The 19,845-nt window shown below is 62.8% G+C and carries 20 protein-coding genes and 2 tRNA genes; 11 read left to right on the forward strand and 11 right to left on the reverse strand.

Going from position 1 to position 19,845, the window contains the following annotated elements; genetic code table 11:
* Nucleotides 1–18: 18 nt before the first annotated feature.
* A complete protein-coding gene (locus tag D6T64_RS16500; protein ID WP_119975779.1) occupies nucleotides 19–543 on the forward strand; it encodes a hypothetical protein in 525 nt (174 codons plus the stop codon).
* 127 nt (nucleotides 544–670) lie between these two features.
* Here D6T64_RS16500 and D6T64_RS16505 read toward each other — a convergent pair.
* The 9 genes from D6T64_RS16505 to dnaA all read right to left on the reverse strand — a co-directional run bounded on the left by D6T64_RS16505 (nucleotide 671) and on the right by dnaA (nucleotide 10,804).
* A tRNA-Ala gene (locus tag D6T64_RS16505) sits at nucleotides 671–743 on the reverse strand.
* Nucleotides 744–786: 43 nt separating this feature from the next.
* Nucleotides 787–860 (reverse strand) — tRNA-Ile (locus D6T64_RS16510).
* A 112-nt stretch (nucleotides 861–972) separates the two neighbouring features.
* Nucleotides 973–1,377, reverse strand: a complete 405-nt coding sequence (locus tag D6T64_RS16515) for a DUF3566 domain-containing protein (RefSeq protein WP_119975780.1) — start codon at nucleotides 1,375–1,377, stop codon at nucleotides 973–975.
* Entirely contained in the window at nucleotides 1,370–3,928 is a 2,559-nt protein-coding gene (gene gyrA, locus D6T64_RS16520) for a DNA gyrase subunit A (RefSeq protein ID WP_233551297.1), read from the reverse strand. The genes D6T64_RS16515 and gyrA overlap by 8 nt, the downstream gene beginning before the upstream one ends.
* A 49-nt stretch (nucleotides 3,929–3,977) precedes the next feature.
* Nucleotides 3,978–5,954 (reverse strand): DNA topoisomerase (ATP-hydrolyzing) subunit B, encoded by a 1,977-nt coding sequence (gyrB, locus tag D6T64_RS16525; RefSeq protein ID WP_119975781.1) that lies wholly within the window; start codon nucleotides 5,952–5,954, stop codon nucleotides 3,978–3,980.
* Nucleotides 5,955–6,074: 120 nt separating this feature from the next.
* On the reverse strand, nucleotides 6,075–6,611 hold the full coding sequence (locus D6T64_RS16530) for a DUF721 domain-containing protein (RefSeq protein WP_119975782.1): 537 nt from the start codon (nucleotides 6,609–6,611) through the stop codon (nucleotides 6,075–6,077).
* Nucleotides 6,604–7,815, reverse strand: a complete 1,212-nt coding sequence (gene recF / locus D6T64_RS16535) for a DNA replication/repair protein RecF (RefSeq protein WP_119975783.1) — start codon at nucleotides 7,813–7,815, stop codon at nucleotides 6,604–6,606. Before recF ends, D6T64_RS16530 begins: the two co-directional genes overlap by 8 nt.
* Nucleotides 7,816–8,964, reverse strand: a complete 1,149-nt coding sequence (gene dnaN / locus D6T64_RS16540) for a DNA polymerase III subunit beta (protein ID WP_119975784.1) — start codon at nucleotides 8,962–8,964, stop codon at nucleotides 7,816–7,818. It lies immediately after the preceding gene.
* Nucleotides 8,965–9,379: 415 nt separating this feature from the next.
* On the reverse strand, nucleotides 9,380–10,804 hold the full coding sequence (dnaA, locus tag D6T64_RS16545) for a chromosomal replication initiator protein DnaA (protein WP_119975785.1): 1,425 nt from the start codon (nucleotides 10,802–10,804) through the stop codon (nucleotides 9,380–9,382).
* Between the two features lie 377 nt (nucleotides 10,805–11,181).
* On the opposite strand from dnaA, the gene rpmH reads away from it, so the two are divergent.
* The 10 genes from rpmH to D6T64_RS16595 all read left to right on the forward strand — a co-directional run bounded on the left by rpmH (nucleotide 11,182) and on the right by D6T64_RS16595 (nucleotide 17,450).
* On the forward strand, nucleotides 11,182–11,319 hold the full coding sequence (gene rpmH / locus D6T64_RS16550) for a 50S ribosomal protein L34 (protein ID WP_010204566.1): 138 nt from the start codon (nucleotides 11,182–11,184) through the stop codon (nucleotides 11,317–11,319).
* Between the two features lie 8 nt (nucleotides 11,320–11,327).
* A complete protein-coding gene (gene rnpA, locus D6T64_RS16555) occupies nucleotides 11,328–11,693 on the forward strand; it encodes a ribonuclease P protein component (RefSeq protein ID WP_119975786.1) in 366 nt (121 codons plus the stop codon).
* Nucleotides 11,690–12,001, forward strand: coding sequence for a membrane protein insertion efficiency factor YidD (gene yidD, locus D6T64_RS16560; RefSeq protein WP_119975787.1), 312 nt, complete (start codon nucleotides 11,690–11,692; stop codon nucleotides 11,999–12,001). Before rnpA ends, yidD begins: the two co-directional genes overlap by 4 nt.
* Nucleotides 12,002–12,009: 8 nt before the next feature.
* Nucleotides 12,010–12,993: a membrane protein insertase YidC gene (gene yidC, locus D6T64_RS16565; protein ID WP_119975788.1), complete on the forward strand. Its 984-nt coding sequence runs from the start codon at nucleotides 12,010–12,012 to the stop codon at nucleotides 12,991–12,993.
* 212 nt (nucleotides 12,994–13,205) lie between these two features.
* Entirely contained in the window at nucleotides 13,206–13,685 is a 480-nt protein-coding gene (locus D6T64_RS16570; protein WP_233551299.1) for a Jag family protein, read from the forward strand.
* 2 nt (nucleotides 13,686–13,687) lie between these two features.
* A complete protein-coding gene (gene rsmG / locus D6T64_RS16575; protein WP_119975789.1) occupies nucleotides 13,688–14,323 on the forward strand; it encodes a 16S rRNA (guanine(527)-N(7))-methyltransferase RsmG in 636 nt (211 codons plus the stop codon).
* Nucleotides 14,324–14,386: 63 nt separating this feature from the next.
* Nucleotides 14,387–15,319 carry a ParA family protein gene (locus tag D6T64_RS16580; protein ID WP_119975790.1) on the forward strand — a complete coding sequence of 311 codons (933 nt, stop codon included), beginning with the start codon at nucleotides 14,387–14,389 and terminating at the stop codon, nucleotides 15,317–15,319.
* A gap of 5 nt (nucleotides 15,320–15,324) precedes the next feature.
* Nucleotides 15,325–16,335 carry a ParB/RepB/Spo0J family partition protein gene (locus D6T64_RS16585; RefSeq protein WP_119975791.1) on the forward strand — a complete coding sequence of 337 codons (1,011 nt, stop codon included), beginning with the start codon at nucleotides 15,325–15,327 and terminating at the stop codon, nucleotides 16,333–16,335.
* A gap of 579 nt (nucleotides 16,336–16,914) precedes the next feature.
* Complete coding sequence (locus D6T64_RS16590) at nucleotides 16,915–17,220, forward strand: GIY-YIG nuclease family protein (RefSeq protein ID WP_119975792.1); 306 nt, start codon at nucleotides 16,915–16,917, stop codon at nucleotides 17,218–17,220.
* Nucleotides 17,221–17,255: 35 nt separating this feature from the next.
* Entirely contained in the window at nucleotides 17,256–17,450 is a 195-nt protein-coding gene (locus tag D6T64_RS16595) for a hypothetical protein (RefSeq protein ID WP_147364601.1), read from the forward strand.
* A gap of 20 nt (nucleotides 17,451–17,470) precedes the next feature.
* On the opposite strand, the gene D6T64_RS16600 is transcribed toward D6T64_RS16595, so the two are convergent.
* Both D6T64_RS16600 and D6T64_RS16605 read right to left on the reverse strand, forming a co-directional pair.
* Complete coding sequence (locus D6T64_RS16600) at nucleotides 17,471–18,427, reverse strand: D-alanine--D-alanine ligase family protein (RefSeq protein ID WP_119975794.1); 957 nt, start codon at nucleotides 18,425–18,427, stop codon at nucleotides 17,471–17,473.
* A 63-nt stretch (nucleotides 18,428–18,490) separates the two neighbouring features.
* Nucleotides 18,491–19,810, reverse strand: a complete 1,320-nt coding sequence (locus tag D6T64_RS16605; protein WP_119975795.1) for an aminotransferase-like domain-containing protein — start codon at nucleotides 19,808–19,810, stop codon at nucleotides 18,491–18,493.
* Nucleotides 19,811–19,845: the final 35 nt, after the last annotated feature.

The following is a 19,845-nucleotide window of genomic DNA, read 5'->3' on the forward strand; positions in this document are numbered from 1 at the left end:
TTACAATGGAGGGTCCAGATGAGCCTGTCACGCAAGCGCCGCAAGGAACTCATTCGCCTGCGCAAGAGCGCTGATGAACTGTGGAGCCACCAGCAGGAAGTGTTGGATCGCGCCAACACCGTAGCCCGGGAAGCCGGCCACCAGGCCAGCGTGCTCACCCGTGAAGAAGTTGTCCCCCGCGTCCGCGAGGGATATGAGCACTACCTGCGTCCCGGCGTCACCGCCACGCAGGACCTGGCCGACGGGGTACGCCGCAAGGTTGTGCACGACGTGCTGCCGGGCATCGGCACCGCGATCGGCACGGTCATGAGCGTCGGCGACGTCGCCCGTGACGCCCGAGTGCGCGCGGCCCTGAACCGTTTCCACCTGCAGAAGCCCGTTGTGGTCGAATCTAAGGGCCCGGGAGTCGGGTCCTACCTGGCGATCGGCTTTGCCGTCGTCGCCGCTGTGGGCGTCGCCTACGCCGTCTGGCAGACCTTCCGCGCCGACGACGAGCTCTGGGTCGCCGACGACGAGCTCGACGCGGCCGTGCGCGAAGCTTAACCCGTACTCGTGCAGAGGGCCCGCATCCGTTGGATGCGGGCCCTCTGCCGTTAAGGCCGACCCGCGCGGGGTTAACGACAAAAGCCCGGCCGAAGCCGAGCTGAGAAGACTGTGGAGAGAAAAACTGTGGAGCCACGGGGAATCGAACCCCGGACCTCCTGCTTGCAAAGCAGGCGCTCTACCAATTGAGCTATGGCCCCGACTCTTCACCGGCTGTAAGGCGGGAAGACGACAGGTACTGCGTGGGGATACCGGGATTTGAACCTGGGACCTCTTCATTATCAGTGAAGCGCTCTAACCAACTGAGCTATATCCCCCCGTGGAGCAGATTAGAGACTACCTGACTCCGGGCGAAACCTGAAATCGAGCGCCACCTTCGTGGAAAAACCGCGTGCCGGTGGCGCTCGACTCAGAGAAAAACAGGTGTTGCTAGTTGTTCGTGAAGCCGACGAGCAGTCCGCCGGTGATCTTCACGCTCAGGTTGTACAGCACGGCGTAGATCGCGCCCAGGGCGGTGATCACGACCGTGTTCAGCACGGCCACGACGACGGCGAAGCCCATGACGTTGGCCACCGACAGGATGCTGGTCAGATCGGCTGAGCTGCCCGCGATATCGGTGTACAGAGCGTCGGCCTTGGCGAAGATGCCGGTCTGGTTCAACACCGTGAAGATGAGGAAGGTCGCGACGATCGTGACGATGGCCAGGCAAATGGCGACCAGGAACGACAGCTTGACACTCGACCAGAAGTCGACGTACACCAGTTTGAGGCGCACCTGCTTGGTCGACGCCTGCTTGGTCGATTTCTTGGCTAGTTTCTCTGCAACGCTACTCATTGGGCGATTCTACTTTCCCCGAATCACTTTCCGGTGTACCGTCTGTCTCTTCGACAAGGATCTCTTCGGCCACCAGATTGCGTTCGATGTTCTTCGCAATCGAAATGATTCTGTCTTCATCCGCAAACTTAGCGAAGACCACGCCCATCGTGTCCCGGCCCTTGGCCGGAACCTCGGCGACGTTGGAACGGATGACCTTGCCGCTGGCGAGCACGACGAGAACTTCATCCTGCTCGCCGACGATCAGGGACCCCACGAGGTCACCCCGGTCATCGTTGAGCTTGGCAACCTTGATGCCGAGGCCACCGCGGTTCTGCAGGCGGTATTGCTCGGCCGCGGTGCGCTTGGCGTAGCCTCCCTCGGTGACGACGAAGACGTATCCGTCGTCGGCGATGACCGAGGCGTCCAGCAGGGTGTCGTCGCCGCGGAAGTGCATGCCGATCACGCCGGAGGTGCTGCGGCCCATCGGGCGCAGGGCCTCGTCGGTCGCGGTGAAGCGGATCGACATACCCTTGCGGGAGACGAGCATCAGGTCGGAGTCATCGTCGACGAGCAGCGCCGAGACGAGCTCGTCGCCCTCACGCAGCTTGATGGCGATGATGCCGCCGGTGCGGTTGGTGTCGTACTCACTCAGGGCGGTCTTCTTGATCAGGCCGTCGCGGGTGGCGAGAGTCAGATACTGGGCGACCTCGTAGTCGCGGATGTCGAGGATCTGGGCGATCTCTTCCCCCGGCTGCATGGCGAGCAGGTTGGCGACATGCTGGCCCTTGGCGTCGCGCCCGGATTCCTGCGCTTCGTAGGCCTTGGCCCGGTAGACCCGGCCGGTGTTGGTGAAGAAGAGCAGCCAGTGGTGGGTCGTGGTGACGAAGAAGTGCTCCACCACGTCGTCGGCACGCAGCTGCGCACCCTTGACCCCCTTGCCCCCGCGGTGCTGGTTGCGGTAGTTGTCGCTGCGGGTGCGCTTGATGTAGCCGCCGCGGGTGACGGTGACAACCATTTCCTCTTCGGGAATGAGGTCTTCGATCGACATGTCGCCGTCGTAGCCCATCATGATCTCGGTGCGGCGGTCGTCGCCGAACTTGTTCGTGATCTCGGCGAGCTCGTCGCTGATGATCGTGCGCTGACGTTCCGGGCTCGCGAGGATCGACTTGAATTCGACGATCTGCAGTTCGAGGTCGGCGGCCTGGTCGATGATCTTCTGGCGCTCGAGGGCGGCGAGGCGACGCAGCTGCATCGTCAGGATGGCGTCGGCCTGCAGCTTGTCGACCTGCAGCAGGTCCATCAGGCCTTCACGGGCGTCGTCGACGGTCGCAGAGCGACGGATGAGCGCGATCACCTCGTCGAGGGCGTCGAGGGCCTTCAGGTAGCCGCGCAGGATGTGGGCATCCGCTTCGGCCTTGTTCAGGCGGAACTGGGTGCGCCGAACGATGACCTCGATCTGGTGCGCGACCCAGGCGGAGATGAAGCCGTCGAGGGCGAGGGTGCGGGGCACCCCGTCGACGATGGCGAGCATGTTCGCGCCGAAGTTCTCCTGCAGCGGGGTGTGCTTGTAGAGGTTGTTCAGCACAACCTTCGGCACCGCGTCACGCTTGAGCACGATGACGAGGCGCTGGCCGGTGCGGCCGGAAGTCTCGTCGCGGATGTCGGCGATGCCGCTGACCTTGGCATCCTTGACCAGGTCGGCGATCTTGATCGCGAGGTTGTCGGGGTTGACCTGGTACGGCAGCTCGGTGATGACAAGGCAGGTGCGCCCCTGTAGCTCTTCGATGCTGACGACGGCGCGCATGGTGATGGAACCGCGGCCCGTGCGGTACGCCTCCTGGATGCCCTTGACGCCGAGGATCTGGGCGCCGGTGGGAAAGTCAGGGCCCTTGATGCGCTGGATCAGGGCTTCAAGCAGCTCGTCGCGGGTGGCCTCGGGGTTGTCGAGGTACCACTGGGCGCCGGCGGCGACCTCACGCAGGTTGTGCGGGGGAATGTTGGTCGCCATACCCACGGCGATGCCGACCGAGCCGTTGACGAGCAGGTTCGGAAAGCGGGAGGGCAACACGGTGGGCTCGAGGGTGCGGCCGTCGTAGTTGTCCTGGAAGTCGACGGTGTCTTCGTCGATGTCGCGCACCATCTCGAGGGCGAGCGGCGCCATCTTCGTTTCGGTGTACCGGGGGGCGGCGGCGCCGTCGTTGCCGGGGGAGCCGAAGTTGCCCTGGCCGAGGGCCAGCGGGTAGCGCAGGCTCCACGGCTGAACGAGGCGCACGAGGGCGTCGTAGATCGAGGAGTCACCGTGCGGGTGGAACTGGCCCATCACGTCGCCGACCACGCGGGCGCACTTCGAGAACGCCTTGTCAGGGCGGTAGCCGCCGTCGAACATGGCGTAGATCACACGCCGATGCACGGGCTTCATGCCGTCACGCACGTCGGGCAGCGCACGCCCGACGATGACGCTCATGGCGTAGTCGAGGTAGGAGCGCTGCATTTCCAGCTGCAGGTCGACCTGGTCGATCTTGCCGTGCTGGGTCAGGTGCGCGGCCGCTGCCGCGGCATCAGCTGCGATGATCTGGCTTTCCGCAGTGGAATCGGTGGTGCCGTCGCCGGTGGTGTCATCAGATGTCAAGGAAACGCACGTCCTTTGCGTTCTTCTGGATGAAGTTGCGTCGGGATTCGACGTCTTCGCCCATCAGGGTGGAGAAAATTTCATCGGCGGCAGCAGCGTCGTCGAGCGTGACCTGCAGCAGGGTACGGGTTTCGGGGCTCATCGTGGTCTCCCACAGCTCCTTGTAGTCCATCTCGCCGAGGCCCTTGTAGCGCTGGATGCCGTTGTCCTTGGGGATGCGCTTGCCGGCGGCGGCACCGTCGGCGAGCAGGGCGTCGCGCTCCTTGTCGGAGTACACGTATTCGTGGGCGGAGTTGGCCCACTTCAGGCGGTACAGCGGCGGCTGCGCCAGGTAGACGTAGCCGAGGTCGATCAGCGGGCGCATGTAGCGGAACAGCAGGGTCAGCAGCAGGGTCGTGATGTGCTGGCCGTCGACGTCGGCATCGGCCATCAGCACGATCTTGTGGTACCGCACCTTGTCGGGGTTGAATTCTTCGCCCATGCCGGCGCCGAACGCGGTGATCATGGCCTGCACCTCGTGGTTGGCGAGGGCGCGGTCGAGCCGGGCCTTCTCCACGTTGAGGATCTTGCCGCGCAGCGGAAGGATCGCCTGCGTCTCGGGGTTGCGGCCCTGCACGGCGGAACCGCCGGCCGAGTCACCCTCGACGATGAAGATCTCGCTCAGCGAGGGGTCCTTGCTCTGGCAGTCCTTGAGCTTGCCGGGCATGCCGCCGCCCTCGAGGAGTCCCTTGCGGCGCGCGGTTTCACGCGCCTTGCGGGCTGCCTGCCGGGCAGTGGATGCGGAGAGCGCCTTGCGAATGATTTCGCGCGCCGAGCTGGGGTTGCGGTTGAACCAGTCGCTGAGCTGGTCTCCGGCGACGCGCTGCACGAACGCCTTCGCCTCGGTGTTGCCGAGCTTGGTCTTGGTCTGGCCTTCAAACTGCGGTTCGGCGAGCTTGATGGAGACGACCGCGGTCAGTCCCTCGCGCACGTCGTCGCCGGTGAGATTGTCATCCTTTTCTTTCAGGATGCCCTTCTCCCGGGCGTACTTGTTGACCAGCGTGGTCAGAGCGGCGCGAAAACCCTCTTCGTGCGTGCCGCCCTCGTGGGTGTTGATGGTGTTCGCGTAGGTGTGAACGCTCTCGGTGTACGCGGTGGTCCACTGCATCGCCACTTCGAGGGCGATCTTGCGTTCGTGGTCTTCCCACTCGAACGAGATGATCTCCTCGTTGACCAGGTCGGCTTTCTTGGCCCGGTTCAGGTATTCGACGTAGTCGACGAGTCCCTGCTCGTACATGAACGTGTTGTGCACGAACTTGCCCTCGTCGTCGAGGTTCTCGAGGCGTTCGTCGGTCAGCGTGAGCTGCAGGCCCTTGTTCAGGAACGCCATCTGCTGGAAACGTGCGCGCAGGGTCTCGTAGTCGAAGACCGTGGTCTCGAACGTTTCCGCGCTCGGCCAGAACGTGATCGTGGTGCCGGTGGCATCGGATTCCTCGCCCTTTTCAAGCGGGGCGTTGGGGTGCCCGTCGGCGAAGCTCTGACGCCAGACGTGGCCCTGGCGGCGCACCTCGACCTCGAGGCGGCTCGACAGAGCGTTAACGACGGAGCTGCCGACGCCGTGGAGTCCACCCGAGACGGCATAGCCGCCGCCGCCGAACTTGCCGCCGGCGTGCAGCACGGTCAGCACGACCTCGACGGTCGAACGGCCCTCGGCCTTGTGGATGTCGACCGGGATCCCGCGGCCGTTGTCTTCGACCCGCACCGCGCCATCCGCCAAAATACGGATGCCGATGGTGTCGCAGTAGCCCGCGAGGGCCTCATCGACGGAGTTGTCAACGATCTCGTAGACGAGGTGGTGCAACCCGCGTGGACCGGTAGAACCGATGTACATTCCGGGTCGTTTGCGAACGGCTTCCAGGCCCTCGAGAACCTGGATATCGTCTGCGCCATATTCGTGTGCCGGCTCGGCGTGCGGTTCAACCGTCATCTGAAATTGTGCTCCTGACCGTCGCAAAGGCGACGATTTATTCTATCAAATGGCCAGGCCCCCGCCCGCCACAATCGCCGCGTAACGCGTTGGCCACACCGTTTGACCAGATTTGACGGCTTAGCCGTAGGTATCGCGCGGGCCGCGCCCTGGGATTGATCTGGGGCCCTTTTTCCAGGAGGGGGCATTGGGCCCGTGAAAACGGATCGAGGCGATGCCGGCATCCGGGTATTTCGAGATGATATGGGTCATGATGTCGACCCGCATGAGGCGCAACTGGGTCGCCCAGGCCGTCGACTCACAGTGAACGGTCAGCACGCCCTCATCGATGCCAGCCGGGCTGGAGTGGTTCGCGGTTTCGTCGCCGGCGATTTCGCGCCAGGAGGCGAGCAGTTCGGACTGTGACAGCGGCGAATTCCAGCCCAGCTGCGCGGTGAGGGAGGCGATCGTGTCTCCGAGACCGCGGGGATCCCGCCCGGCACCGAACGGAACGGATGAGCCTTGCGGGTCGGGCTGACGCTTGCGGCCTCGTGACCGGCGGGCATTGGGATCACCGAAAACGTCTTTGAAGCGCAGAAAGACGCGGGCGGCCTCGCTCGGCTCGGTTCGCTCGCCTGTCGGCGCTGCGCCCGTGGAGGGCACCGTCGGTTCAGCCATCGACCACCGCACCTCCTCGAATATGTATAGTGTGCGCCACCAGGGCCTCCGGCACATCCTCCAATACCGCCGAGGTGATGAGTACCTGCTCGAAGCCGGTCACCGCGGCCGCAAGACGGGTACGGCGCTGCTGGTCGAGTTCGGCGAACACGTCGTCGAGGATCACGACCGGATCGCCGGTGACCGAATCCCGGCGCAACAGCTCGGCGGATGCCAGTTTCAGCGACAGCGCAAACGACCAGGATTCACCATGGCTCGCGTAGCCCTTGGCGGGAAGGTCGTTGAGGGAGAAGATGACGTCGTCGCGGTGCGGGCCGGCCAGGGTGATGCCGCGCTCGAGTTCTTTGCGGCGGAGGCCGGCGAGGGCGGATCGGAAGACATCCGCCGTGGTCGCTCCGGGAGCGATCAGGGGGATCCGCGTCCCGGCTGGAGTGTTGCTCGAGCCCGTCATGGCGGAGCCCGTCGCGGTGGTCGAGCTTGTCGAAATCTCACCATCGGCATCCGCTCCGAGGATGCTCAGCGCGCCGGACAGCGTGGGCCCGTGATCGGCGCCGACGACCGCCCGATAGGCCACCCGCAGGGGTTCGCCCAGCTGGCGCACGAGTTCGGCCCGTTCGTCGATGATCTCGGAGCCGAAGGCGACCAGCCGTTCGTCCCAGATTTCCAGCGTGGCCAGCTGGTTTCCCTTCACACCGGACGACCGTGCCGACTTCAGCAGGCTGTTGCGCTGTTTGAGCACCCGGTCGTAGTCGGCGAGTACCCCGGCCAGCCGCGGGGTGCGCAGCACGAGCAGCTGGTCGAGAAACCGGCGACGCCCGCCCGGATCGCCGCGCACGAGAGCGAGATCTTCGGGGGCGAAGACCACGCAGGAAAAATATCGCGGCAGGTCACGGGTACGAATGACGGAGCGGTTGACCTGGGCCCGGTTCTGCCCGGTGCGGTTCAGCTGTACCTCGGCCAATATCTGCCGACCGTTGGATTCGAGCCGAGCCCGAATGATGGCGGCGTCCTGTCCGGCCCGGATCATGGCGGTCAGGGTCGACACGCGATGGGATCCGAGCGTGCTCAGGTAGCCGAGCGCTTCGACCAGGTTGGTTTTGCCCTGGCCGTTACGCCCGACGATGAGGTTGGGCCCGGCAAACAACGGCACCTCGGCCTGCGCGTAGTTGCGAAAGTCCGTGAGGGAGAGGTGGGTGACGCGCACCTAGCGCAGCAGCAGGTTGGGCTGCAGCAGGTACTTGTAGCTGTCGGCGCCGGCCGTTTCGCGCGACGTCTGGCTGGTGATGAGCACCGGGCCGGGCTTGTTCGGGTTCTCGGTCTTCGTGAAGGAGATACGCACGAACTCGGAGTGCACCGCGCCGAGGCCGTCCAGCAGAAACTGCGGCTTGAGGGACACGACGGTGTCGACACCGGACAGGATCGCGTCGACGGATTCCTGTGCCTGCGCCTGTTCGGAGCCGACGGCTTCGAGGGTGAGGCCGTCCTGGGTGAACGTGAAGCGCAGAGCGGCTTCGCGTTCGAGCACGAGCTGCACGCGACGCGTGGCCTCGATCAGGTCAGCGGTGTTCATGACCGCGTAGTTGTCGACATTCTCGGGGAAAAGTCGGCGAACGGGCGGAAAGTTGCCCTTGATCAGCAGTGATGTGACGGTCTTCTTGTTCGCCGTGAAGGCGATCAGTTCGCGATCGTCGGTGTTGGTGATCGACACCGAAATGGTTCCACTGTGGCCGAACGTCTTGCCGACCTCCTGCAGGGTGCGCGCCGGCACGAGCGCGGTGATGGTGCCCTGGGCGGTGTTGCTGCCCGGATCCCAATCGATCTCGCGAACGGCGACCCGGTAGCGGTCGGTAGCGACCAGGCCGAGGCTGTTTTCGGAGACTTCGAGCTGCACACCGGTGATGACCGGGGTGACGTCGTCGCGGCTGGCCGCAACGGCGACCTGCGCCACGGCGGCGGCGAATTCTTCGGCCGGTACGAGTCCGGATTCGGCGCTGACCTGCGGAATGCTGGGATATTCCTCAACCGGCATGGACAGCAGGGTGAAGTTCGCGGAGCCACAGCTCACCTTGATTCGAGACTCCTGGGTCTCAAAACGCACCGGGGCGTTGGGCATCCGGCTGGCAATCTCGGCCAGCAGCCGGCCGGAAACCAGCACCTTGCCAGGCTCTTCGATGTCCGCGGCGATTTCGGTCTGGGCGGATACCTCGTAGTCGAACGAGGACAGCACCAGGCCGTTTTCTGTCGTCTCGATCAGCACTCCGCTCAGGATGGGCAGGGTGGTGCGCTGGGGCAGGAGCTTGACGGCGAAGGATACGGCTTCGCTGAAGACATCCCGGTTGGCCGTAAATTTCACGAAACCACTCCTGTTCGATCGATGCGTGGAGGCTCAACACTAGTCGTCTTGTAATTCGCTCAGGGACGAATCGGGCCTGAGCGGCCGGGACCGGCCGGCATCCGGTGCGAAAGCACAAAAGGTTGTCGGCCGAAGAGAGAGAGAAGTTAAAGGTTAATCTTCTTAACCGTTGTGGAAACTGTGGATAACTTTGTCATTCCCGCTGAATCATTGGGAACTACAGGAATGTAAGTTGTGGGCGACCTGTGCGAAGTCGAGGTACAACATCGAATGACAAGAATTGTCGGCACCGGAGTTTTCACAACCTGTCATTTTCTGTCAACAGGTTGTGCCAGTTAATTCTTGTAGTTTCCACAGGCTTATACACAGGTGTGAAAACTACGAAAAAGCCCGAAAAATCCTCCAGAGCCCAGGATTATTTGAAGCGATGGTCCTGTTTGATGCGGTTGGTGAGCTCGGTGACTTGGTTGTAGATCGAGCGACGCTCCTTCATGAGCTCACTGATCTTCTTATTGGCGTACATGACGGTGGTGTGGTCCCGGTTACCGAAAAGCTGTCCGATCTTGGGCAGCGACAGGTTGGTGAGCTCCCGGCAGAGGTACATGGCGATCTGGCGAGCGTTCGCCACGGCCTGGGACCTGCTCGAGCCGTAGAGATCGTCCACGGTGAGCTTGAAGTAGTCCGCGGTGTTGGTGATGATGTCGACCGGCGCGATGACATTGTCGTCGTCGAGGGTGATCAGGTCCTTGAGCACTGTCTGAACGAGGTCCATGTCGACGGGCGTGCGGTTGAGGCTGGCGAAGGCCGTGACGCGGATCAGCGTTCCTTCAAGCTCACGAATGTTCGACGAGACCTTCGAAGCCATGAACTCGAGGATGTCATCGGGCACCTGGAGTTTTTCGCTCTGCGCCTTCTTGCGCAGAATGGCGATCCGAGTTTCGAGGTCGGGTGCCTGAACGTCGGTGATCAGGCCCCACTCGAAACGGCTGCGCATGCGGTCCTCGAAGCCGGTGAGGTGTTTGGGCGGCAGGTCGCTCGTGATGACGACCTGCTTGTTGTGGTCGTGCAGGGTATTGAAGGTGTGGAAGAACGCTTCCTGGGTCTCTGCTTTCCCCTGCAAGAACTGGATGTCGTCAATCATCAAGATGTCAATGTTGCGATACCGGGCCTGGAAAGCCGAACCGCGGTTGTTGGCGATCGAGTTGATGAAATCGTTGGTGAATTCCTCGCTACTGACGTAACGCACGCGAATTCCCGGGTACAGGCTCATCGCGTAGTGGCCGATGGCGTGCAGCAGGTGGGTCTTGCCCAGTCCGGACGAACCGTAGACGAAGAGCGGGTTGTATGCCTTGGCGGGCGCTTCAGCGACGGCGACCGCGGCAGCGTGGGCGAACCGGTTGGATTGGCCGATGACGAAGTTGTCAAAGCTGTACTTGTTGTTGAGCCGGGTGTCGTGCGGGCGTTCGGGGGAGGACGCGGCAGTTTCGAACACGGACTGCGGCGCGGCGACACTCAACACGTCGGGCTGGGCTGGCGGCTGGTGCACCGGGCGCAGCGATTCCTGCTCGAGTTCGGGGTTGACGACGACATAGAAGGTGGACACGGCCGTCGCGGCGTCAAGCTGGCCCATCGCGGTCAACAGGGGAACGCGCATCCGCTGATTCAGCATGCTCGCCGTGAACTCGTTCGGTACCTCCAGGTAGAAGGTGCCGGCGGCGATGCCCTTGGGTTCGACGAGGCTGAGGAACCCGTAGAGCATGGGCGTGATCGTGACGTCCGACTCCAGCGTGGTCAGAACCGACCGCCACGTCTGCATGATGGGCTGTTCGCCGTCTGCCATGGTTTCCTACAATCTCTGTGCGTGAAGCCCGATACGTGGACTCGTGTGATCTATTCACAAAGTTATCCACCGCCTGTGAGTAAATCGAAGAAAACTCGCAGGTTGCGCGCAAACTGGGGCGTCTGCCTGTGGATAACTTTCATTCACGGTAGCCAAATCTGGTCCCGGAGGCGAATTTTCACGGCATATTGGCCCCATTTTTGCCGCGTGTCACTACACGACGGGCAGCGGAGAACTGTGCAGAATTGTTCTTTTGGGGCCTCGAGTTTGACCAAAAGGGGTCGAAGCCGTAGTTTTAATCAGTTGACCCTGTCCTCGGGCCAACCAATTCTTTCCCGGCCGCTGTTTCGGCCAGCGGAGACAACAGTGGAGAAATCATGAGCAAGAGAACGTTCCAGCCGAACAACCGTCGTCGCGCCAAGGTGCACGGCTTCCGTCTGCGCATGCGCACCCGCGCCGGCCGCGCAATCCTCGGTGCCCGCCGTCGCAAGGGTCGCACCGAACTCTCCGCGTAAGCACTGCGGTGCTGGCACAGGTAAATAGGATCACGCTTGGCAGCGACTACAAATCGGTCGTTCGTCGGGGTGTGCGGGTCGTCGGCCCGCACATCGTGACCTATCTGCGCCGTAGCACCACCGCTCCAGGCCCGGATGCGCCGGCTCGTTTTGGTTTTATCGTCGCGAAGAATGTCGGTAATGCCGTGCGGCGCAACCGGGTTCGACGGCGCCTGAAAGCTGCCAGCTTCGCGCTGCTCGACTCGGTTCCCCCGGGAACCGATATTGTCTTTCGGGCTCTCCCCGCGGCCTATGCCGCGGAGTGGTTCGAACTGACCTCTGAAGTTCAGCACGGGGTCACAAACGCTGTTACCAAGGGGCATCGCCCGCGATGAATCCCCTCGTCGGTACCGTGCTACTGCTGCCTCGCAATGTGGGCGTACTGCTCCTTCGAGGCTACCGTGCAGTGATCTCCCCGCTTTATGGCGACGTGTGCCGGTATTATCCTTCTTGTTCGGCCTATGCACTCGGGGCCGTTCAGGAACACGGCCTCGTGGTTGGATCGGCCCTGGCCGCGCGTCGTCTGGCGCGATGCCATCCGTGGGCCGAAGGTGGAATCGATGACGTTCCCCTGAAGCGCAAACGTCGCTATGTCGTGACGTCGTTCGGATTTGTCGTCACACAAAGCCACGGAAAGGGCTGACCCGAAGTATGGACATCCTAAGTGTGATCCTCTGGCCACTGAAGTGGGTCGTTGAGCTCTTGCTCGTCGCATTCCACTGGCTGTTCTCCCAGACGGGTATTGCCGCTTTAGGCTACGACGAAGGCCTGACCTGGGTGCTCTCGATCGTGGGGCTCGTCATCGTGGTCCGCGCAGCCCTCATCCCCATCTTCGTGCGGCAGATCAAGAGCCAGCGCAAGATGCTCGAGGTCGCGCCGCAACTGAAGAAGATCCAGGACAAGTACAAGGGCAAGAAAGACCAGTTTTCTCGTGAGGCCATGTCTCGCGAGACGATGGCAATGTACAAGAAGACGGGCACCAACCCGCTGAGCTCGTGCCTTCCCTTGCTGCTGCAGATGCCGATCTTCTTCGCCCTCTTCTCGGTACTCAACGACGCCCAGCGCGCCAAGGCCGGTGTCGGGCCGCTGAATCAGAGCCTGGCTGAAAGCTTCGGCAACGCGACCCTGTTCGGCAATGCCCCGCTCCACGACACCTTCGCGTCGCAGTGGACTGACTGGATTGCCGGCAACGACTTCAACCTCGCGGTCATGCTCATCGCCGCCACCATGGTCGTGCTGATGACCGCGTCCCAGTTCATCACGCAGCTGCAGATCGTCTCGAAGAACATGTCGCCGGAAACCAAGGCGAGCCCCATGTTCAAGCAGCAGCGCATCATGCTCTACCTGCTCCCCCTCGTCTTCGCCTTCTCCGGTGTGGCGTTCCCGCTCGGCGTCATGTTCTACTGGCTGACCTCCAACATTTGGACGATGATTCAGCAGTTCCTCGTGATCCGCAACATGCCGACGCCCGGCAGTGAGGCCGCCAAGCTCCGTGAAGAGCGACTCGCCCGCAAGGGCAAGCTCATCGCCACTGACGGGGACGTTATCGTTGTGGAAGAGCCCAAGAAGCCCGTGCAGCGCCAGCAGCCGGTCAGCAAGAACCGGGCCAAAAAGCAAATCGGCCCGAAGAAGTAGTTCGAGACTCAAGAAGGAAGCGGACTCCTGTGACTGAAGTGAGCGAAAACGACGTGGCCGAGAACTCCGCCCGCGCGGACGGTGTGACGGCCTCCGTCAGCAGCGTGGCAGAGCCGGCGGCAGCGACTACCGGCGTCGCATCCGTCGTCGCCAAGCCAGGGGCTCCAGCTCTTCCCTTGGTCACCGAAGCGGCGGCTCAGGTTACTCCGAGCGTGGGTGACGACATTCCCACCGTGGACCAGCTGGAACAGGAAGGCGATATCGCCGCCGACTACATCGAGGAGTTTCTCGACATCTGCGACCTCGATGGGGACATCGACATTGATGCGCGCAACGGTCGCGCGTACCTCTCCGTGAATGCCGCAGAAGGAGCCAATCTGCGGGTCCTGTCCAAGCCGGACACCGTGACAGCTCTGCAGGAACTCACCAGGCTGGCCGTACAGAACAAGACGGGATCGTTCTCGCGCCTGATTCTGGACATCGGCGGTTCGCGTGAAGCCCGTGAGGCCGAACTGGCAGACCTGGTGGGACGTGCGATTGAACGCATCGAAGCCGGTTCCGCCGACGCTGCCCTTCCGCCGATGAGTTCCTACGAGCGTAAACTCGTGCACGACCTCGCTTCGGCCCGCGGCTACTCGTCGGAGTCCGAGGGCGAAGGCCGCGACCGCCACACCGTCATCTCGGCGCTCTAATTATGGGTGTTGAGCTCGACCTGGAGACGGAACCTGTCCAGGCGGCGGAACTCTGCGGTGATCACCTGGACAAAATTCGTGCATTTACCAATGATTTAGCTGATCAGGGCGAAATACTAGGCCTTATTGGACCGCTCGAAATTCCGCGGCTGTGGAGCCGGCACATCCTCAACTGTGCCGTTGTGGCGCCACTGCTTCGGCCGGGTGTCGTGGGGGATGTCGGGTCCGGCGCCGGCCTGCCGGGTCTGGTCCTCGCCATCCTGCGACCGGACGTCACGTTTGTTCTGATCGAGCCGATGGAACGACGGGTTGCCTGGCTGAGTGATCAGGTCGCTGCCCTGGGACTACAGAACGTCACGGTTACCCGAGCGCGAGCCGAAGAGGTGCATCCGGAGTATCCGTTCGATCAGGTCACTGCCCGAGCGGTGAGCGCCTTCCGCACACTGATCCCCCTCACTGCTCCCCTGCTGCGCCCGGGTGGTGAACTGGTGCTCATGAAGGGCGCCAAGGCCGAGGACGAGATCGAGGGCGCCGCCAAGGCGATTCGTAAATATCGCTTGCAGAACGTCGAAGTCATCACCCTCGGTGAGGGTGTGCTTTCCGACGTGACCCGGGTCATCCGAGCTACAGTGGATTAGTGCCGGGTCTCCAAGAACCAACCATCCGAACCGTCCATTGAGTGTCCAACGCAAAGGTTTCACGTGAAACATCCTGGTGAAGACCAGCACCTCAGCGACAAGGCCACGGGATTTGACGGAACCACGCCACTTGCCCGCGAGATCGCCGAACTGACCAGGCGACGCCAGGTCATCGCGGCAGACGAGCTGCCCAAACCCGAGTCGACCCGTGTGTTGACCATTTCCAACCAAAAAGGTGGAGTGGGCAAGACGACAACGGCCGTCAACTTGGCCGCCGCCCTGGCCCGTCAGGGCGCGAAAGTGCTCGTGATCGACCTCGATCCCCAGGGCAACGCCTCGACGGCCCTCGGTGTGGAGCACCACGCGGAAATATCCAGTGTCTACGACGTGATCGTGGGTGACGTTCCCTTGGGCGAAGTCGTGCAGCGCAGTCCCGAGTTTGGCGAACTGTATTGCGTGCCGGCCACCATCCATCTCGCCGGAGCCGAAATTGAACTCGTATCGATGGTTGCGCGTGAACAGCGCCTGCGTCGAGCCCTCGACCAGCACTTGCGTGAACTGGACGAGCCCTATGACTACGTGTTCATCGACTGTCCCCCATCGCTCGGACTGCTGACGATCAACGCCTTCGTTGCCGCAAGCGAAGTACTGATTCCCATCCAGTGCGAGTACTACGCGCTCGAAGGCCTCAGCCAGCTCCTCAAGAACATCCAGTTGATTGAGAAACACCTGAACCCCGAGTTGCGTGTTTCGACCATTCTGTTGACCATGTACGACGGGCGTACCAACCTGGCCAACCAGGTTGCCCAAGATGTTCGGGAACATTTTCCGAATCAGGTTCTCAAATCTCTTATTCCGCGTTCTGTGCGGGTTTCTGAGGCCCCCAGCTACGGACAAAGTGTCGTCAGCTACGACCTGAACTCCGCAGGATCGCTCTCCTACCTCGAAGCGGCGGCCGAAATCGCCCGCCGCGGCGCTCCCTCAAAAGGAAGATAACGCACATGGCAAAACGGACTGGCCTCGGCCGCGGCATTGGTGCCTTGATTCCAGTGCAGGAAGACGCTGAAGCAGCGCGCCCGGTTGACGTTTTCTTTCCGCGTACCGTTCCGGCAAAGACGGCGCGGGTATCCGTTCCCGACGGTGTCGCTCACCCGATGAGTAGTGTGAGTTCGGCCCCGGAGGCGGACCTGATCCCCGTTCCCGGGGCCCGGCTGGCTCATCTGGACCCGAACGATATCGTTCCGAACGCGCAGCAACCACGCACCACGTTTGATGACGCTGATCTCGACGAGCTGGTCCGCAGCATCATCGAGGTCGGTGTCCTGCAGCCCATCGTGGTCCGTCCGCTGGCGGATCAGCCCGGCAAGTACGAGCTGGTCATGGGTGAACGTCGCTTGCGCGCGACGAAGCAGGCCGGCCTGTCCACGATTCCGGCCGTTGTCCGGGACACCGCCGACGTGGATATGCTGCGGGACGCGCTGCTGGAGAACCTGCATCGAGCAGAGCTGAATCCGTTGGAAGAAGCGTCGGCGTATCAGCAGTTGCTTGCCGACTTCGGGATCACGCAGGAACAGCTGGCGGCGAAGATCGGCCGGTCACGACCGCAAATCACGAACACGCTTCGGCTCCTCAAGCTGCCGGAGGCCGTGCAGCTTCGGGTTGCCGCCGGTGTGCTGTCTGCCGGACACGCCCGTGCGATTCTTTCGGTGGGGGATCCGGCCGGGATGCTCAAGCTGTCGGATAAAATCGTGAACGAAGATTTGTCGGTGCGTGCGGCTGAGGCGGCTGCGTCGGCCGGAGTGCGTGCAGTCGAGCCCGTGGCGAAGCCTGAGCCCGGTCGACGCCAGGGACACCTCGATGAGATCGCGGAACACCTGGGGGATCGGCTGGATACCCGCGTGAGGATCAATCTGGGAGCCCGAAAAGGGCGCATTACCGTTGATTTCGCGACCATCGGTGACCTGAATCGTATTCTGGGCACGTTAGGCGAGCCCGGCTTCGGAGCCAATTAGCCTCTGCTTCTCCCACGGTTGTTTCACGTGAAACGTCAGGGTGATCTCGACAGGCTCGATCGGCGTGGGGTGGCTTGCGCCGGTCGTCTCGCCTTCTCGTTGGTCGAGCTTGTCGAGACCACGGTTGTTTCACGTGAAACGTGACGGTGATCTCGACAGGCTCGATCAGCGTGGGGTTGGGTGTGTGGGTCGTCTCGCGTGTCCGTTGGTCGAGCTTGTCGAGACCACGGTTGTTTCACGTGAAACACAGGCGTGAGCGCGGGTCCGCCTTCCCGTTGGTCGAGCTTGTCGAGACCACCGTTGTTCCGCGTGGAACGTGCGGTGATCTCGGCAAGCTCGATCAGCGTGTCGGTGGGGCCGTGGTTGTCTCGCGTTTCAGTTGGTCGAGCCTATCGAGACCGTCCGGCGCAACGTAGCGTGGCCCTGTGGACGAAATGGGGGACACGAGGGGAGTCGCAACTGTGAATTTGCATCACATCACTTGTATTTACTGGGCTGTGAGGTGCCCTAACAGTGCGAATCTGGAGCGCGGCCTGTGGATAACCCTGTTGAAACTCAGGTTTATGGCAGCATGCACGCATGCCATTCATGTACATACTGCGGTGTTCTGATCGGTCATTCTACGTTGGTAGCACCTGGGATTTGGAACGGCGGCTGTGGCAGCATAGCCAGGGCGAAGGTGCCGAATACACCAAACGACGTCTGCCTGTTCGTCTGGAATACTTCGAGGAATACGAGCGGATGTCTGAAGCGTTCGGGCGTGAGAAGCAGGTGCAGGGGTGGGGGCACAAGAAGCGCCAGGCGCTCATTGATGGTCGTTTGGCCGATCTTTCGGCGTTGAGTCGGACGGCTAAGAAGGATCCTCCGGGTGACGCGAGCCTGTGATCTCGACAGGCTCGATCAGCGTGTGGGTGCGGTCCGTGAATGATCTCGACAGGCTCGATCAGCGTGTGGGAGGTGGGTCGTCGGTGGTCGAGACCAAGTGTTGTGATCTCGACAGGCTCGATCAGCGTGTGGGAGGTGGGTCGTCGGTGGTCGAGCTTGTCGAGACCAAAGGTGGTGATCTCGACGGGTTCGATCAGCGCGTGGGGCCGGTAAGCACACGTTTCACGTGAAACACTCCGTGGGGGAGTGGTCAGGGATGTGCGATGGCGTCGCGGGCCAGAGCCTCGTAGACCTCGCCGAGGGTCTGGCCCGATGCCTCGATGGCCTGCGGCACGAGACTCGTCTCGGTGAGGCCGGGCAGCACGTTGGCTTCCAGGAACCATGGGGTGCCCGCTTCGTCCACGATGAGGTCGATGCGGGAGAGGTGGCGCAGCCCGAGCAGTGTGTGGATCGCGACGGCCGTCTCGGCGACGCGTGCGGCGACAGCCGCTTCGATGCGGGCTGGCGTGTAGAAGTCGGTCTCCCCGGCGTTATACCGCGCCTCGAAGCTGTACACGCCATTCACCGGCACGATTTCAACCGCCGGGAGTGCCACCGGGCCGTCGCCGAGGTCAACGACGGCGACAGCAAGCTCGGTACCGATGACCTGGTTCTCGACGAGTGCGACGTCGGCGTAGGTGAAGGCGTCGACCATCGCGCGCGGGAGTGCCGTGGCAGCGGTCACGATCGTGACGCCCTGCGCGGAGCCACCCTTGGTGGGCTTCACCACGACGGGCATTCCGAGCGAGCTCAAAACGTGCTCAAGCACACTCGCGGCTCCGAGGTCACGGAACGTCTCCTTCGACAGCGAGAGTGACTCCGGTGTCGGATACCCGGCCCGGCGCACGAGTTCTTTCGCGGTGGGCTTCGACCAGGCCAGTGCCGATGCCGCGCCGCGGGATCCGACGTACGGGATTCCGGTCGTCGCCAGCAGAGCCCGCAGCGCGCCGTCCTCGCCGGTGGCGCCGTGCAGGGCCGGCCAGATGACGTCGGGCTTGCGCTCGGCCAGTTCGGTGAGCAGGCCGGCGCCGGGGTCGAGCACCGCGACCCGGTGTCCGAGGTCGGTCAGGGCATCCGCTACCCGTCGACCCGATCGCAGCGAGACGTCACGCTCGTGCGAGATTCCGCCCGCAAGGACGACGATATCGAGAGCTGTTGATTCAGTCATGATCAGGCCTTTTCCTTGCTGGTGCGGTGGTGGAACGGAAAATCGGGCAGAACACCCGACAATCTAGGAGATATCGGGTGGCGGGGCGCCGAAGCGACGGTTGTCGCGGTGTGAATCGAGCGATCCGGTGCCGGCGAAGGTGTCGAGCAGGTCGAGTTCGCCGCGAATCACGGTGGCGAGCCGGCGGATGCCGACGCGAATGTGTTCCGGCGTGGGGTAACAGAACGAGAGCCGCATATTCTGGCGGCCTTCACCGTCGGAGAAGAACGCCGTGCCGGGTGTGTACGCCACGAGCTCCTTGACCGCGCGCGGCAGCATGGCCTTGGAGTCCAACTGCTCGGGCAGGGTCACCCAGACGTAGAACCCGCCGTTCGGGTTGGTCCAGGTGAGCTCCGGCAGGTATTCCTCGAGCGCGGCGATCATGGCGTTCTTGCGCTCGTGGTACACCCCGCGGAAGGTGTTGATCTGGCCCTTCCAATCCGCTGTTGAGAGATACTCAGAGATGATCAGCTGGGTGAACGAACTCGGTGAGAGCACCGCCGCCTCGTTGGCCAGGACGAGTTTCTCGCGAATGGCGTGCGGCGCGAGCGCCCAGCCGACGCGAAATCCCGGTGCCAGTGTCTTCGAGAAGGTGCCCAGGTAGACGACGCCGTCCCGCTCGAGTGAGCGCATCGCATCCGGTGCCGGACGGTCGAAGTACAGCAGGCCATAGGGGTTGTCTTCGAGAACGAGGATGTCGTTGTCGCGGCAGATTTGCAGGATCTCGATGCGGCGTTCCCATGACAGGGTGACCCCGGCCGGATTGTGGAAGCTCGGAATCGTATACAGAAACTTAATGTTGCGTCCGGCGGCCTTCAAGCGAGCAATATGCTCACGCAGGGCCTCGGGAATGAGTCCGTAGTCATCCATCGGCACGTGCTCGACGTCGGCCTGGTAGGACCGGAAGATGACGAGCGCGGTGACGTAGCTCGGGCCCTCGGAGAGCACGACATCGCCGGGGTTGAGGAAGAGCTTGCTGACAAGCTCCAGGGCGTGCTGGGAGCCGGTCGTGACGACGACGTCGTCGGCGTTCGCCTTGATGCCCTCCAGCGCCATGATCTCCAGAATCTGCTCGCGCAGCACGGGAACCCCCTGGCCAGAGCCGTATTGCAGGGCAGCGGGGCCCTGCTGGCGCATGACCCGTTCCATCGCATTGATGACCAGGTCCTGGGGCAGGGCGGCGACGTAGGGCATGCCCCCGGCGAGGGAGACCACCTCGGGCCGGGAGGCTACGGCGAAGAGCGCGCGTACCTCTGAGGCGCGCAGGCCACCGGCCCGTTCTGCGTAGTGGTGGTACCACGGGTCGAGGTTGTTGCTGGCTTGGGAAGAGCCCTGTTTTGTCACGTCACATCCGATCTCAGTTCACTTCATCGTATGGG

Source organism: Cryobacterium melibiosiphilum (assembly GCF_003602235.1).
In the GTDB taxonomy this organism is placed as follows: Bacteria; Actinomycetota; Actinomycetes; order Actinomycetales; family Microbacteriaceae; genus Cryobacterium; species Cryobacterium melibiosiphilum.